15 protein-coding genes are annotated in these 16,683 nt (G+C 45.5%); 1 reads left to right on the top strand and 14 read right to left on the bottom strand.

Annotated elements, in window-relative coordinates; genetic code table 11:
• The 14 genes from OCV61_RS12500 to OCV61_RS12435 form a co-directional block, all read right to left on the bottom strand.
• Positions 1–400 (bottom strand): SPFH domain-containing protein (locus tag OCV61_RS12500; RefSeq protein WP_262582937.1); only part of this gene is annotated, 400 nt, incomplete at its 3' end.
• 3 nt (positions 401–403) lie between these two features.
• Entirely contained in the window at positions 404–844 is a 441-nt protein-coding gene (locus tag OCV61_RS12495) for an NfeD family protein (protein ID WP_158422067.1), read from the bottom strand.
• Positions 845–856: 12 nt separating this feature from the next.
• Positions 857–1,648 (bottom strand): TrmH family RNA methyltransferase, encoded by a 792-nt coding sequence (locus tag OCV61_RS12490; RefSeq protein ID WP_158422066.1) that lies wholly within the window; start codon positions 1,646–1,648, stop codon positions 857–859.
• Positions 1,649–1,666: 18 nt separating this feature from the next.
• Positions 1,667–2,314, bottom strand: a complete 648-nt coding sequence (locus OCV61_RS12485) for a potassium channel family protein (protein ID WP_158422065.1) — start codon at positions 2,312–2,314, stop codon at positions 1,667–1,669.
• A 10-nt stretch (positions 2,315–2,324) separates the two neighbouring features.
• On the bottom strand, positions 2,325–3,683 hold the full coding sequence (locus tag OCV61_RS12480; RefSeq protein ID WP_244092972.1) for a TrkH family potassium uptake protein: 1,359 nt from the start codon (positions 3,681–3,683) through the stop codon (positions 2,325–2,327).
• A 34-nt stretch (positions 3,684–3,717) separates the two neighbouring features.
• A complete protein-coding gene (gene pfkA / locus OCV61_RS12475) occupies positions 3,718–4,722 on the bottom strand; it encodes a 6-phosphofructokinase (RefSeq protein ID WP_158422064.1) in 1,005 nt (334 codons plus the stop codon).
• 346 nt (positions 4,723–5,068) lie between these two features.
• Positions 5,069–8,536: a DNA polymerase III subunit alpha gene (locus OCV61_RS12470; RefSeq protein WP_158422063.1), complete on the bottom strand. Its 3,468-nt coding sequence runs from the start codon at positions 8,534–8,536 to the stop codon at positions 5,069–5,071.
• A gap of 42 nt (positions 8,537–8,578) precedes the next feature.
• Positions 8,579–9,418, bottom strand: a complete 840-nt coding sequence (locus OCV61_RS12465; RefSeq protein WP_158422062.1) for a CvfB family protein — start codon at positions 9,416–9,418, stop codon at positions 8,579–8,581.
• A 146-nt stretch (positions 9,419–9,564) separates the two neighbouring features.
• Positions 9,565–10,830 (bottom strand): serine hydrolase, encoded by a 1,266-nt coding sequence (locus OCV61_RS12460; RefSeq protein WP_262582934.1) that lies wholly within the window; start codon positions 10,828–10,830, stop codon positions 9,565–9,567.
• Between the two features lie 425 nt (positions 10,831–11,255).
• The gene (locus OCV61_RS12455; RefSeq protein ID WP_158422061.1) at positions 11,256–11,459 is read right to left on the bottom strand and encodes a type II toxin-antitoxin system antitoxin; all 204 of its coding nucleotides are present in this window, start codon (positions 11,457–11,459) and stop codon (positions 11,256–11,258) included.
• A 2-nt stretch (positions 11,460–11,461) separates the two neighbouring features.
• The gene (locus OCV61_RS12450) at positions 11,462–12,481 is read right to left on the bottom strand and encodes an SPFH domain-containing protein (protein WP_158422060.1); all 1,020 of its coding nucleotides are present in this window, start codon (positions 12,479–12,481) and stop codon (positions 11,462–11,464) included.
• A 102-nt stretch (positions 12,482–12,583) separates the two neighbouring features.
• On the bottom strand, positions 12,584–13,489 hold the full coding sequence (locus tag OCV61_RS12445; protein ID WP_158422059.1) for a ribokinase: 906 nt from the start codon (positions 13,487–13,489) through the stop codon (positions 12,584–12,586).
• Positions 13,490–13,668: 179 nt separating this feature from the next.
• Entirely contained in the window at positions 13,669–14,379 is a 711-nt protein-coding gene (locus OCV61_RS12440) for an acyl-[acyl-carrier-protein] thioesterase (RefSeq protein ID WP_158422058.1), read from the bottom strand.
• Positions 14,380–14,428: 49 nt separating this feature from the next.
• Positions 14,429–15,799: an MATE family efflux transporter gene (locus OCV61_RS12435; RefSeq protein ID WP_158422057.1), complete on the bottom strand. Its 1,371-nt coding sequence runs from the start codon at positions 15,797–15,799 to the stop codon at positions 14,429–14,431.
• Positions 15,800–15,938: 139 nt separating this feature from the next.
• Here OCV61_RS12435 and OCV61_RS12430 point away from each other — a divergent pair, with 139 nt between their 5' ends.
• On the top strand, positions 15,939–16,583 hold the full coding sequence (locus tag OCV61_RS12430) for an MFS transporter (protein WP_158422056.1): 645 nt from the start codon (positions 15,939–15,941) through the stop codon (positions 16,581–16,583).
• The last annotated feature ends 100 nt before the right edge of the window (positions 16,584–16,683 follow it).

The following is a 16,683-nucleotide window of genomic DNA, read 5'->3' as shown; positions in this document are numbered from 1 at the left end:
GGGAGGTAAGTGTTTCATCCAGCTCCATATCTCCGATAATATTCCTAAGTGTAGTGGCTGACAGATTCTCAATGGCCATGATGGGATTCTCCACACCGTAAGCATACAGCTTAGGATCTGTGATCTGGAAAAATACAACGGTGTCGATCTGCATGGTTACATTATCTTTTGTGATCACAGGCTGAGGTGGAAAATCCACTACCTGTTCTTTCAGGTTGACCTTTCTGGCAACTCTCTCGATAAAAGGCACCTTAAAATGTACACCAGTGCCCCATGTGGCACGGTATGCACCAAGGCGTTCCAGCACAACTGCATAAGCCTGGGGAACAATGCGGATACAGGATGCCAGCACCCATAATGCCAGAATAACGATCACCAATAATGCCAAAATTCCTCCCATAAATTAATCCTCCTTTTTCACCTTCACAATTAATTTGACCCCACGGACTTCCGTGATGGTAACTACCGTCTTCTCAGGAATGATCTCCTTGTCATCCGATGTCCTTGCCAGCCATTCAATATCATTGATGCGAACCTGTCCGGTCTGTGCCAGATTGTCAATCTTCTGGATCACTACTGCGGACTGACCCATCAGGCTGTTTACATTGGTACGGACCATGCCCTTATTCAGACATTTCTTTAGTACAGGTCTGGCCAGAATCAGAAGTATCAGAGAAACAGCCAGAAACAGTATGATCTGCAGCCATTCTTCTGCTCCCATGCCTGCAGCAAGAGCAGCCACCAGAGCACCTCCTGCAAACCAGATAGTGGTAAGCTGCACCGTCACGGCTTCAGCTACCAGAAAAAAAGTAAGTATTGCCAGCCAGATAAAGACTTCCTGCATAGAATCTCCTCCTTATCCTCTCCTCTGCCTTGCAGCCTCATACATAAGGATCCCGGCAGCCATGGCCGCATTCAGGGATTCTACCTGCCCGTTCATTGGAATCCGTATCAGACAATCCGCTGCCTGCGACGCCTGATCCGTAAGTCCCTTTCCTTCATTACCGATCAGGAAAGCAGTTCCTCCCTTATAATCCTCTTTATCATAGGTATTCCTGCCCTGCAGATGAGCTGCAAAAAGCCGGATATGATGTTTTTCCAGCTGTTCTTTTAATGATACCACACTTTCCACGTATAGAAAAGGCATTCTGTAAATAGAACCCATGGTGGAACGTATCACCTTGGGATTGGTAATGTCCACACAGGTTCTGGTAAGAAAGATCCCGTCCACTCCGGCGCCCTCGGCTGTACGGAAGATCGTTCCTGCATTGCCCGGATCCTGCAGATCCTCAAGCACCATCACCAGTGGGTGCATTTGATCTGCTGCCCGGCTTCCCCAAATGTCTTCTTCTATATAGGAAGGCTTCTTAAGAAGAGTAAGGATACCCTGCGGTGTCTGAGTATCGCTCATCTGTCTGAATACGGAATCTGAAACCACTTCACAAGGAAAGCCTTCGGCATGGCTCATCAGCTCAGTATCCCCAGTAACAGACTCAGCCAGATAAACTCTGGAAACCCAGTCAGCCGGAGCTTCCAGGAACATCTTCCTGCCCTCTGCCACAAACAGCCCCTGCTCTCTCCTTGCCTTTGCCTTTTGATTTAACTGTATTATATTTTTGATCTGTCCGTTATTCACACTGGTTATCATAAATCAGGAACCTTCCCCTTAGTTCAGTCTTTCCAGTACTTTATTTTTGCCTATAGCTATCAAATGCCAGTCTGCTTCCAGCGGCTTCACCGGGTCCAGATTAATTTCCACATTATTCCCTACCTTGATGGCGATAATATTAATATCATGGCTCTCACGAAGCTGCAATTCCTGCAGGCTTTTGCCTATCCACTCCGTCGGCACAGGAAACTCTGCCATACTGAATTCAGTGGAAAGCTCAAATACATCCAGAAAACCTCCGGACATCAGATTTCTTGCCACACGAAGTCCCATGGACTGCTCCGGATAAATCACCCTGTCTGCGCCGATCTTCTCAAGGATCTTGCCGTGAAGGGCATTCATGGCTTTTGCCAGAACATAGGGTACTCCCAGCTCCTTGGCTTGCATAGTGGCCATAATACTGGCTTCCATATTCTCAGCCACTGCGATCACTGCCACATCCACATTCTGCACACCCAGAGTCCGTAAAACTTCAGGCTCACGCACATCTGCACGAACTGCATAAGTAACCTTATCTGCAATCTCCTGGATATTTTCTTCCCTTGCATCAATTGCCAGTACATCACAATCCGACTCTGCCAGTGTTTCTGCCACTGACATACCAAATTGTCCAAGTCCGATCACTGCATAGCTTTTTTCCTTCATGTCATGTCTCCTATCCAATCATCACATCTTCTTCTGCAAGATGGATATTCTCTGATCTGCGCTGTTCTCTTGCCACCACGGCTGCACCTAAAGTAAGAGGGCCGATACGTCCAAGATACATGGTCAGCATTACAATGTATTTCCCTGCCAGACTCAAATGTGGCGTCAGCCCTCTGGACAAACCTACTGTTCCCAGGGCTGAAGTTAATTCATAAATAACGTCCATCAGATCTGCCTGTGGCATCGCTACAGCCAGAAGCATAATCATGATCAATAAAACCAACAAAGACATCCCTGCTACCACAAGGGCAGAACGGATGTAGCTGCTGCGAATCTTCCGATTGTGGCTTTCCACATCCTTATCACCACGAAGATTGGCCCGGATGCTAAGCACTAGCACTGCAATGGTCGTTGTCTTAATACCACCGGCTGTACCCATAGGGGATCCTCCGATGAGCATCAGTACCAGACACAGCACAAAGGTAGCATTGGTAAATGCTGCCTGATCTGTTGTGAAAAATCCGGCGGTCCTGGTGGTCACAGACTGAAAAGCAGATGCAAGCAGCTGCCTGCCTGTAGACATCCCTGCAAAAGTATCCGGATTGTTCCTTTCAAACAAAAAGATCAACAGCGTACCTCCAATAACCAGGATCAGGGTTGTTTTTAATACCAGCTTGCTTTGCAGACGAAGAGTTGCATAAACTTTTTTCACTGACAACTTGTGATTCTGTTTTGCCTTTTTTATTTTTTCCCAAATATCCCACCACACAATAAAGCCAAGACCCGAAGAAATAATCAGAGCCATAGTGGTAAGATTCACCAGCACATTTCCCTGATAGGGAGCCAGACTGGTCTCGCCCAGAAGATCGATCCCTGCATTGCAAAATGCTGACACTGCTGTAAACACCGCATGAACCATTCCCTTACGGAAGCCAAACTGAGGCACAAAACAAAATGCATACAGCACTGCGCCGGTCCCTTCTGCAACCAAAATACAAAGTACGGTTTTTCGCACAACTTTGACCAGTCCTGACATCTGATCCAGGTTATAGGACTCCTTGATCAGCCTCCGGTTCCGCAGGGAAATCTTCTTGTGAAGTCCAATAAACAGCATACTTGCCAGAGATACTACTCCTATACCTCCGATCTGGATCAGTAAAAGGATAGCCGCTTTGCCTATTGTCGACCAATGGGTAGCTGTGGTCACTGTCACCAGGCCGGTAACACACACGCTGGTAGTAGCCGTAAATAATGCATCTGCAAAAGAAGTGCTTTCCCCCGGTGCGGTGCAAAACGGGAGCCAGAGAAAAAACCCTCCTACAAAAATTACCCCCGCAAAGCTGAGGGCAATTATTTGTGCTGTTTTCAATTTATGAAATTTTTCCTGTAAACATCGTCTAAAACTATTTCTGTAATCCATGTTTGTCATAATTATGGGAAAGGGATTTACAAACCTCCCACTGATATTCTGAAACGCTCTTCTGCATAGCAAGTGCCTCGTCAATATCGAAGTCCACAAAATCTCCATGACGATATCCAACTACTCTGCAACTCTTGCCTGCTACCAGAAGGTCTACAGCCATTGCACCCATCATAGATGCATACACACGGTCCTTACATGTAGGGCTTCCACCACGCTGCATGTGTCCAAGGATAGTGGCACGAGTCTCAATACCTGTAGCTGCTTCGATACGTTTTGCCATAGCCTGGGAATTACCGATACCCTCTGCATTTACGATGATATGATGCTTCTTGCCAAGCTTACGGCTCTCAATAATGTTGTTGATCAGCTTCTGCTCATCATAGTCGTATTTCTCAGGGATCAGCACATCCTCTGCGCCGTTGGCAATACCGCACCATAATGCCAGATATCCGGCGCCACGGCCCATAACCTCGATAATACTGCATCTCTCATGGGAAGTAGAGGTATCACGTACCTTATCAATTGCTTCCATAGCTGTATTAACAGCTGTATCAAATCCGATGGTGTACTCTGTACATGCAATATCCAGGTCGATCGTGCCTGGTACACCGATGGTATTCACACCAAGGGCAGCCAGCTTCTGTGCTCCTGCAAAGGAACCGTCTCCACCGATCACTACCAGTCCGTCAATACCATGCTTCTTGCAGATCTCTGCGCCTCTCTTCTGACCTTCTGCTGTACGGAATTCTGCACAACGTGCTGTATAAAGGATCGTACCGCCACGTTCAATGGTATCGGATACATCCTTCGCTGTCATATCTATAATCTCTTCATTCAGCAGTCCATTATATCCCTTCAGTATACCTTTTACATTTAATCCGCTGCTAAGTCCACGTCTTACCACTGCACGGATTGCTGCGTTCATTCCAGGAGCATCACCGCCGCTGGTAAGGACACCAATGGTCTTAATTTTTTTCTCTGCCATAATAATTACTCCTCCATCTTCTGAGTTCCTTGAGATGCCTGTATTCTCTCTGATACAATCTACATCTCGGGGTTAATCCTTTTCTACACATATTCAGCACTAGTTTATAGCATCTTTCTGTTTTTTTCAATACTCTGTCCCTGTTTTTTTTCAGAAGCTTTTTATAAACTTTACATTAGAAACTTTTATTCAAGAATGCCTCGGCATTCTTGCTGCGAGGTGCGCGTCATGCAATCGCATGACATACTTCTCCTGCGCACCTCTGCAATCCTGCCGGAGGCTATATCAGCTGGGGGATTGACTCCCAGCTGATATACTTCATAAGAAGCTTTTTACAAATTTCATATCAGAAGCTTTTCAGTGCACGCTCTACCACGCGTACATTCTCACTGCCATATTCCCTCCGGAATTTTTCCAGCCATTCTTCCTGCAAAGCTACCCTGTATCCGGCCGGCAGCTTTTTCATTGCTTTTACATCCTTCAGATAGATCACAACGGAAGCATTGCCCGGAACTGCTCTCAGTTCTTCCATCAAATGTGCTTCCCTGTCTGCATATGCATCCCTGTCATCAAACTGCAGCCAAAGCTCCCTTGGCACTTCTTCAAAGGTACGCACCCTTTCCAAGATCAGCTTGCTGGCCTTGTCATCTTCAGCGGATACCCGTCCCTGGATCAGCACACGGGCATCTTCATCCAAAAGGCTCTGGTACTTTTCATAATCCCTTGGAAAAACCACTACTTCCACAGTACCCACCAGATCCTCCAGGGTAACAAAGGCCATCACCTTATTATTCTTGGTATATTTAATGGTTTTCTCGGTCACCATACCACCAACTACAACCTTCTGGTTATCCATTACCACGGAAAGTCCCGTCTCTTCATCCGGCTGAAAATCTGTGGTCTTTGCACTGATGTTCTTTTCAAGTATGCCTCTGTACTGTTCCAGGGGATGTCCGCTAAGATAAATCCCCAGTACATCTTTTTCAAAGGCCAGGATAACTTCCTTTGCATATTCTCCCACATCTGGCATACTGATCTCATAAGCCTTCTTATCTTCTTCACCAACCAAGTCAAACAGGCTCATCTGCCCTGCCATGCTGTTCTTCTTATTCTGGCTGATATGATCCACTACCCGGCTATAAACCAGCATTTTCTGCTGCCGGTTGCCTGGCAGGCAGTCAAGTGCCCCTGCCTTGATAAAATTTTCGATGGCGCGTTTATTCACCTGCCCGCTGTTTCTTTCAATGAAATCACTCAGTGTACGGTAGATTCCGTTTTCCCTGCGCTCCTTCACCAGCGATTCGATCACAGGCCTGCCCACACTTTTAATAGCGGAAAGGCCATAACGGATCCTTCCCTGGTCAACAGAAAAGCCACGTTCTCCGTTATTAATATCCGGAGGCAAAATCTGAATTCCCATCTGACGGCATACCTGAATATACTCTGCCACTTTGGCTGGCATTTCAATCACGGAGGTCATAAGCGCAGCCATAAATTCCACAGAATAATAATATTTCAGATAAGCCGTCTGATAAGCTACGATTGCATAAGCTGCCGCATGGGATTTATTAAAAGCATATTTTGCAAAATCAGTCATTTCATCATAGATCTTATTTGCTGTCTTCTCAGAGATCCCGTTGGCAATACAGCCAGGCACTCCCTCCTGCTCATTTCCATATACAAAGTTCTGCCGCTCTTTTTCCATGACAGAAGCTTTTTTCTTGGACATTGCACGACGCACAAGATCACTTCGTCCTAATGTATAGCCTGCCAGATTACGCACGATCTGCATAACCTGCTCCTGATATACGATACATCCGTAGGTTGGGCTAAGGATTGGCTCCAGCTGCGGGCAGTCGTAGCGAATGGTATCCGGACGGTTCTTGCCACGGATATACTGGGGAATAAAATCCATCGGGCCCGGACGATACAGGGAAATACCGGCGATCACATCCTCCAGGCTCTGAGGCTTCAATTCCTTCATAAAGTTCTTCATACCAGAACTTTCCAGCTGGAACACACCATCTGTATGACCTGTGCCAAGGGATGCCAGCACCTTACTGTCATTATAATCAATGTGGGACATATCCAGGGTGATCCCCTTATCTTTCTCCACCATTTTCGCTGCATTCTGGATCACTGTTAATGTACGAAGCCCAAGGAAATCCATTTTCAAAAGGCCCAGTTCTTCCAGCGTAGTCATAGTAAACTGAGCTACAATGGTGCCGTCCTGGGCTCTGGAAAGAGGTACGTATTCATCCACCTCTTTCTGGCTGATCACAACACCGGCTGCATGCATGGAAGTATGCCTTGGAAGTCCTTCCAGGCGCTTTGCCATATCGATCAGATGGTGTACATCCTCCTGCTCGTCATAAGTTTTTTTCAGCTCCGGATTCATTTCCAGTGCTTTATCAATGGTAATATTCAGCTCCTGGGGAATCATCTTTGCAATGGTATCCACCTGGGCATAAGGCATGTCCAATACACGTCCCACATCCCTGATCACACCACGGGCAGCCAATGTACCAAAGGTAACGATCTGCACTACACAGTCCTTACCGTATTTGCGAACCACGTAATCGATCACTTCCTGTCTGCGCTCGAAACAAAAGTCCACATCAATATCCGGCATGGATACTCGTTCCGGATTCAGGAAACGCTCAAAAAGCAGATCGTAACGGATAGGATCCAGCTGGGTGATCCCCAGGGTATAAGCAACCAGGCTTCCAGCTGCAGAACCTCTGCCCGGTCCTACCATGATCTCATGATCCCTTGCATATTTAATAAAGTCCCACACGATCAGGAAATAATCCACGTATCCCATATTTTTGATTGTGGTAAGCTCATAATCCAGACGGCTTTCCAACTCTTCTGTCACCGGATCGTATCGTTCTTCCAGGCCTTCCCGGCACAGCTTATTCAAATATTCCCAGGAGGTATATCCATCCGGCACATCATATCTGGGCAGCTTTGTGTTGCCGAACTCAATATCCACGTGGCACCTCTGCGCGATCTTGTGTGTATTTTCCAGAGCCTCCGGCGCATAAGGAAACAGTGCTGCCATTTCTTCTTCTGACTTAACATAATACTGTCCGCCTTCATAACGCATACGGTCTGTATCTGTAATCTTCTTGCCGGTCTGCAGGCAAAGCAGGATATCATGGGAATCTGCGTCTGTTTCATAAGTGTAATGCACATCATTGGTGGCAACCAGCTGGATCCCTGTTTCCTGGTGCATCCGCATCAACTGCTGATTGACCATCTGCTGCTGTGGAATCCCGTGATCCTGAAGTTCCAGAAAAAAGTTCCCCTCTCCAAAAATCTCCTGATATCTGAGGGCAGCCTTTTTGCCATCCTCATACATCCCTTTCTGAAGATATCTGGCAACCTCGCCAGCCAGGCAGGCGCTTAAGGCAATCAGCCCCTCATGATACTCCCGCAGAAGTTCCAGATCCACTCTTGGCTTGTAGTAAAACCCTTCTACAAAACCCTTGGATACGATCTTCATCAGATTTTGATAACCCTGGTTATTCTCAGCAAGAAGCACCAGATGATAGTATCTGTCATCTCCGCTTCCTACTTCCCTGTCGAACCTGGAGCCGGGAGCCACATACACTTCACATCCAAGGATAGGATTGATGCCTGCCGCTTTTGCCGCACGATAAAAGTCGATCACTCCATACATAACTCCATGGTCTGTGATCGCAGCACTGTCCATTCCCAGTTCCTTCACTCTGGACACATATTCATTTATCTTATTTGATCCATCCAGCAGACTATATTCTGTATGGACATGCAGATGCGTGAAAGCCACTGTGTGTACCTCATTTCCTGTTTATATTATTTCTTGCCTCTGTTATTTTTTGTATATTCTTCTCTCTTTAATCTCTATTTTGCCTTCTTTCAGAAGGTGCCCGATTGCCCTTTTGAATGCATTTTTGCTCAAGCCGAATTCTCTTTTGATCACTTCCGGGGATGCCTTATCATCAAAAGGAAGAACCCCTGCAAATTCATCGATCACGCTAAGCACGGACTCTGCATCCTCTTCGATCTGCAGGTATGCTTTCTGGCGATCTGTGACATTCATCTTTCCGTCTTCTTTTACTTCTGTTACACGCAGATCCAGAATCTCTCCCGGACGGTATTTCCCGGCAGCCTCCCTTGCGGGAATCAGTGCAGAATACTTGTCATCAACAGCCACAAATACACCAAAATTACCGCTGATCTCATATACACGGCCCTTTACCTGGTCTCCCACCACATAAGGTGTGCGTGTAGAAAGATAATGATATACTTTCATGGTAGCGCAAAGACGCTGGCTTTTATCAATATAAAGAGCCACCAGTACGTCTTTCCCTTCCTGCATCCTGGTGGTCTGCTCATGATATGGAAGCAGAAGGTCTTTTTCCAGTCCCCAATTCAGGAATGCTCCGATCCTTGTCACCTGGGAAACCTTCAGAACTGCAGTCTGCCCTACCTGAAGCATGGGCTCTCTGGTGGTAGCGATGAGACGGTCTTTGGAATCTTTATAAATGAATACGGTCAGCTCATCTCCTGCTTTCGTGCCTGCAGGCACCTGTTTGGCAGGGAGTAGTACAGAATCTTTGCCTTCTTTATCATCCTTTTCAGCCAGATATACACCGAAATCCACTGTTTTTACTACAGTCAGTGTCTGTTTTTTTCCTAATTCAATCATGGGTTCTCCTTATTATATATTTTTACGAAAATGATTATTGTCAGTATAGCACACACACAATGTAAAAGATACTCTCAATCCACATGCGCCTAATTGTTGGTTTGCTCTTTTTGCAGCATTCCCCCAATTTGCGGTTGAATAGAATACTATTTAAGTGTGTCTGCGTATTGCAGAAGCCGGCGTGTATCCGCCCATCTGGCATCGCTAGTAGGGCCTCCCAGTGTAACGGAAATATAGGTCTTTCCATTTCCGGCCTGGATCATACCAACAAAACAATGGCCAGCCTTACGGGTATAGCCTGTTTTGATCCCGTATACTCTGTCCATATTGCCAAGAAGCTTATTGGTGGTACGGAAGGTATAGGTATTGCCGTTCAGGCTGGTGATGGTCCCTTGCTGCCGTTTTACGATTTTTCGGATCATAGGCTTCTTCCATGCATAACAGGCGATCTTTGCCAGATCCCGGGCAGTTGTATAATGGTCCATCCCTGCATCCAGTCCGTTTGGTGTGGCAAAATGGGTATTCTTACATCCCAGGACTGCTGCTTTTTTATTCATCAGCTTTACAAATTTAGGTACTGATCCGCTTACATGCTCTGCAAGTGCTACTGCTGTATCATTGTGGGATGGGATCAGCAGGGAATAAAGAAGATCCTTCAGTACAAAGCTTTCCCCTTGCTGCAGGTACAGCTTGGTAGGCTCCTGGGCTGCTGCATTGGCAGATGCAGTCACCTTCTCGGTTAGTTTGCAATTCTCCAAAGCCAGTATAGCCGTCATCAACTTGGTGGTGCTTGCATTTGCATGGCGCAGATCCGGGTTCTTGGAATAAAGCACTTTTCCAGTGTCAGCCTCTACAAGGATCCCACATGGACTGCTAAGGGAAACAGACGGGCCGCTTCCTGTCATCCTGCCATTAGAATCAAACCTGCAATTCACACCGGAGATCCGTTTCATTCCTGTGGTCAGCTTGCCCTTTGCATCAAAATAATAGGTATAACGGCTGCGGATCCACCCCTGGCTTCTGCGGCCGTCGCTTCGCAGATAATAGATCTTCTTTCCATTTTTGTAGATCCATGCATTTTTATACATGTATCCTTCTGATTTCTTCCCAAAGTAATACCACCTGGTACCAATCTTGTGCCAACTGTACTGCCTGACCCCTTTCGCAGAAAAATAATATGTTTTCCCCCTGACAGATAAAAGGCAATCCTTTGCCATCTGTCCATCTTTGTCATAATAATACCAATTTCCATTTCTAGCGGTAAATCTGCCCCCTGTAACCTTTTCAATATTCTGTACGCTGGTCACTTTTGCAGAAACCGGCACCGCCGCTCCCAGAAGCAGTATCAGCATTACCAGAAGACACAGCCTGTATATGCCTGCTCTTTTTCTCTCTTTTCCTGTACTCATCATTTCCCCCGCTTTAAAGTAAAACAAAATATCAGTTCTATTTATTTTCCTATTTTCCCCAGTTTTAGTCAAGGCATTTTTCAGGACAAAATAAAAAAGGCGTTCTATCTCACACGCCTTTTTCTCAAAACTTCTGTATAGCATTATTGATTACGGAATCTGGAAAGGAAATCCCGTGTAAGAGCATCTTTCGGATCCTGGAAAAGCTTTTTCGGCTCTCCCTCTTCTACGATCACACCATCAAGTCGAGCAGTCGCGTATTATTAAGTCCTATAATTTTTTATGCAATAGAAACATTACTGAACAATTGTCTATTACACATAAAAAATCGCAACAGGCGCAGTTTACCAATTCACCGCGCCGTTGCGATTTATCCACATAATAACCCTAACCCCTGGTAAAGCCAAGGAGAAATATTATACGATCTCTTATATATCCAGTTCTGGGGGAACATCCAGTTCCTCGGATACATATTTCCCATTTTTCTTGCGCTGCCTTACGCATTCCGACAAAAGATACTCGATCTGTCCATTCACTGAACGAAAATCATCCTCCGCCCAGGCAGCGATCTGATCATATAATTTTGCTGAAAGTCTGAGCGGAATCTGTTTCTTTGCCTTAGTATCTGCCACGATTAATACAGACTTCCTGAATTAACAATAGGCTGTGCGTCACGATTGCCGCAAAGTACTACAAGAAGGTTGGATACCATGGCCGCTTTCCGCTCCTCGTCCAGTTCTACCACACCATTCTCATTCAGTCTGTCCAGTGCCATCTCCACCATACCAACAGCACCGTCTACGATCATCTTCCTTGCATCAATGATCGCAGATGCCTGCTGCCTCTGAAGCATAACGGCTGCAATCTCCGGTGCATATGCCAGATAAGTGATCCTTGCCTCAATGATCTCAAGTCCTGCGATCTCAACCTTCTGCTGAATCTCCTTACGGATACGCTCGGCAACCACTTCACTAGATCCTCTAAGGCTGCCTTCATCTGCGATACCGTCTCCTGTAGTGTCTACATTAGGAGCCACATCATATGGATAGATCCGTACAATATTTCTCAGGGCACTGTCACACTGAAGGGACAGATATTCTTTATAATTATCTACATCAAACACAGCCTTTGCAGTATCTACCACACGCCACATAACTGCAATACCGATCTCGATAGGATTACCCAGACAGTCATTGATCTTCTGACGGTTATTGTTCAGAGTCATGATCTTCAGTGAAATCTTATTATTTGTGATCAGAACTTCGCTGCTTTCTTTCGCAGATGCGCCAAGAACACTTGCCAGGGAGCCTTTCCCGGAACCTCCGTCTACATCGCCGCTCTGGTTCAGCTTTGTCTTAGCTGCCGGATTCACACTGCTGCAAAATGGATTGACCCAGTAAAAACCATTCTCCTTCAAAGTACCGATATACTTACCAAATAAGGTCAATACCAGTGCTTCCTGTGGCTTCAGGACACGCAATCCTACAAAGGGGATCCAGCCTATAGCTGCCCATACAATACCAACAACCATAACTGGGATCACTTCCTGAACCGCACCAAATGCGATAGCTCCTACCCCCACTGCATACAGCAGGAGAAACAGAAGCATCATGGCCATGCCATTTTTCTTGTTGTTTAATACTTTTTCTTTCATTTTCTTTTTCTTCCTCCTAAAATATCAAATGTATTTTGATATTTTGATGATATCATTTTAATATCATGTTGTCAATAGAGACTTTTGCAACGACCCTCCATATTATCTTTCTTTTAAGAACTCCACCACTTCCTGATACAGCGGAATAGACGGTGCTGCGCCTGGACGGGACACTGCGATTGCAGAAGCTGCAGAAGCCATTTCCAGACATTTTGGAATGTCCTCACCAGCACACAGACCTGCAAGGAAATATCCGCAGAAGGTATCTCCTGCAGCTGTAGTATCCACTGCCTTTACACGGTAAATATCATGGGTATAGGTTTCCTCACCCTTCTTGCAGAGAACCCCTGCATCTCCAAGAGTAAGTACGATTACTGCTGCCGGATATTTCTCGGAAAGGATCTCCAGCACTTTCTTGTAATCAGGATTCGCCTCCTGAATCCCTGCGATCGCTGCACCTTCCACTTCATTAACAATAAAATAATCTACACAGTCCAACGGCAGATCTTCCATGGACTTTGGAATCGGTGACGGATTAAATGCCACCTTCAGACCCAGTTCATGTGCCCTCCGGATCATATAAGGAACCTCATTTACCTCATACTGCATCAGCACAACGTCCCCCGGCTCTCCCTTTTCTGTAAGAACCTTGTCAATATATTCTTTAGTAAAGTCACGGTTGGTGCCGCCATATACGATGATACAGTTATGTCCTGTACTATCTACCTGGATAATAGCATGGCCGCTCTGTCCTGGAAGCACCTGGATCTGAGAAATATCCACGCCTGCATCCTTCATAAAATCAGTGAGCATAGCACCATCTTCTCCTACCGCTCCTGCGTGTACTACGCATGCGCCTGCTCTCGCCGCTGCCACAGACTGGTTCAGACCCTTGCCGCCTACATTCAGCTGGATGCCATCTGCCAGTATGGTTTCTCCCGGAAGTACAAAATTCTCCACCTGATATACCTTATCAATATTCATAGATCCAAATGAAATGATTTTCATAAAATATTCCCTCCCAATTCCCGTATTTCATTGACATTTTCTTTTTTCCGGCTTATGACGAATAAACCATTTTATACAATAATACCATATCAGGAATAAAAGCTCAAAATTTTTTCATAAATAATTCCCAAAATCGAATGTGTATACAGCCCACATCCTCTGCCTTCCCTCCAGCAGTCTTATTTCACCTGAAATTCCACGACAGCATAAGATTCACCCTCTTTTGTTTCCAATGCCACCACTACCTTACCAGGCTCTGTATGCACTCTTGGATAAAATACATCCCCAAGCACTGCCTGTTTCTTATACTCTGCACGCATCTGGTGGATCTTAAAGTCCTCCGGCAGATAATCCGCTGCGATCCGGATATACTGGCAATTATTCACATGATGATGGGTATCCAGGTTGTGCTTCTGCACAGTGAATGGCTCCTGATCTGTCATCTCCTCCGGAAGCTGGATCTTCCTGGAAACCTGCTCCATTTCTAAGGGCTCTTCCAGCACATATCCACGGCAGTCCTCTTCTGTAAGCCTTGCAGGCAGCCCGGTGTTTGTATTAATGTTGATCCATCGGGAATTGGCATAAGCCAGCCTTTCCCCATTTTCACCTTCAAGGACAAAATTACGCATCCCTGTAAATCCCTTAAAGGCATACGGCTTAGTAAGTGCTGTGATCTTTTCTCCCAGCATAGGATACCGATCGATCACTACCTGCCAGGATGCCAGCACCCAGGCACGTTTTCTTTCTTCTACTGCCAGCATTCCCTGTCCGATCTCTTCAGATTGGAAAGTACAGCAATCCTGAAAATAATCAAGAATCGCCGGTAGTGTAAGGCATTTATCCTCACCAATCTCACTGTATCTAACCTTTCCTTCAAAACGATAACTCATAATTTTGATTCTCCTTTTTCTGTATATATGCTATTTTCTGATGCAAGTTCTATTTTCCCTCTGTCTCCATTCTTTTCAACTCCGGAAATACAGTGAAAATCATAGTAAGAAAACAAAGGCTGCCGCCGATCACATTAGATACCGGTTCTGCCATAAAAACTCCATCTGTACCCATCTTCAGCAGATAAGGGAGGATATAAGTAAGTGGTACTACGATCACAACCTTACGGAGAATAGAGAAAAATACAGCCTGTTTTTTCTTATTCAGAGATTTGAATACAGTCTGTCCCATATACTGAAGATCCATAAAGATGAATGCTGAAAAATACTGTTTCAGTGCTGGAATTGCGTCTTCCAGAAGCAGATGGTCCGAACTGAAAATGCTCATCAGCTGTTTGGGAAAGAAAATGATCACGCTCCACATCACCGCTGTATAAAGAAGGATCATCACACTCATGGTGAAGATCGCACGGCGCACATGCCCGGATCGGCGGGCCCCATAATTATAGCTGATAATAGGAGAAGACCCTTCTGTCAATGCATAGATCGGCGTTTCTACCATCTGACGTACACTGGATATGATTGTCATTACGGATATGTATACATCGCCACCGGTTACAGACAGTACGTTATTGCAGCAGATCGTTACCAAGCTGTTGGTAAGCTGCATAATAAAGCCAGCGGTTCCAAGACTGATAATATTTTTGCAATATCCTATGCATCCTGATAATTCTTTTTTCTTTAAGAGCCGTACTTTTAATTCTGCTTTTTTGTGCAAAAAAGCGATTACAAACAAGGCAGAGAAAATCTGCGAGATCACCGTAGCGATCGCTGCACCGCAGACCCCCATATGTAATACAAAAATAAAAACCGGATCCAGCAGAATATTCAATACTGCGCCTACTGTCACCGAGCACATCCCGGCCACTGCGTATCCCTGTGCATTAATAAACGGATTCATTCCGGTAGCGATCATGGATGGCAAAGTACCCAGCAGATAGATCAGCATATAGGGAAGGGCATATCCAATCGCTTCCTGGGATGCCCCAAACAAAATCAGAAGCGGCTTCGTCGCCAGAAGACCAGTTGTCATCAAAACCAGTGCACTGCCACACAACATGGTAAAGGATGTGTCCATGATCAGCCTGGCTTCCCGGTCATCTCCTTTTCCACGGCTGATTGCAAAAAGAGGTGCACCGCCGCTGCCAAAAAGATTGCAAAATGCCATAATGATCACGATCACCGGAAAGCAAAGTCCTACTGCTCCCAATGCTTTCGTCCCTGTTTCCGGGATCCTGGCAATATAGATCCTGTCCACGATGTTATAAAGAAGGCTGAGAATCTGGGCTGCCAGCATGGGGATGGCTGTACCCAGGATGTTTTTTGTAATGGTTCCGTTTTCAAAATCTACCCGCTTCATGTTACTTTTCCCCTTGTTTTTTCTATATATAATTGCTATTTTTATTATGAATGTTATAATTGTAATAATGTAGGGGCAAAAGACCTTTGACCCTGATCCACATTGATAAACATATCACAAACAAAGGAGTTATACAATCATGTTCTCATCTTCTACACAGCCTTCAAATCTGACTCCCAGGTATTCCTGTATCCAGTTTTTCTTCTGGATCGTTTTTGTTACCTTGGCCAATTTTGCCAGCGTATTTCTCCTGAATACCGGCTTCACTAATACCCAGATTGGTATTATCATCGCTTTGGCAGGCGTTGTTTCTGCACTTTTGCAGCCAACCGTTGCCAGCTATGCCGACAAGAACAACAGCCCATCTCTGAAAAAGATATGCATTTTCATTTCACTGATTGCCCTTGTTTTGTCAGCATTTTTGTTGTTCTATACACGTTCTCTGCTGTGCACTGGAATCTTTTACGGAAGCTGCTTTGTGCTTATACAGCTGCTTACCCCTATGGTCAACTCGCTGGGAATGGAAAGCCTGAACCAGGGCAAAAAACTAAATTTCGGCATTGGCAGAGGTATGGGGTCCCTGTCTGCTGCCGTGATCGCATCTACTCTGGGTATCCTGGTAGACAGATTTGGAATCAGAACCATCCCTGTAAGCATTTCCATTGGGCTGCTTCTTTTTCTTTTTTCCTTGTGGATTTTCCCTTTCCGGAAAGTTCCAAAAGAACGCCAACAAAATCTGACGGCGGCAGAAAAAGCACCTGGATCCGGTGCTTTCAGACTGTAGACAAACTTGGTGTTGGGTGTTATGCCCAGCACCATTTTTCTTTTAAAACTTCTTTTCTTTTTATTTTCTTCAAAATCAACAAAAATCTGGCTGTGTTCCA

Origin of the sequence: Blautia ammoniilytica, assembly GCF_025566965.1 — a bacterium.
GTDB lineage: Bacteria > Bacillota > Clostridia > Lachnospirales > Lachnospiraceae > Blautia_A > Blautia_A ammoniilytica.
This window is presented reverse-complemented; position numbering and strand designations above follow the sequence as displayed.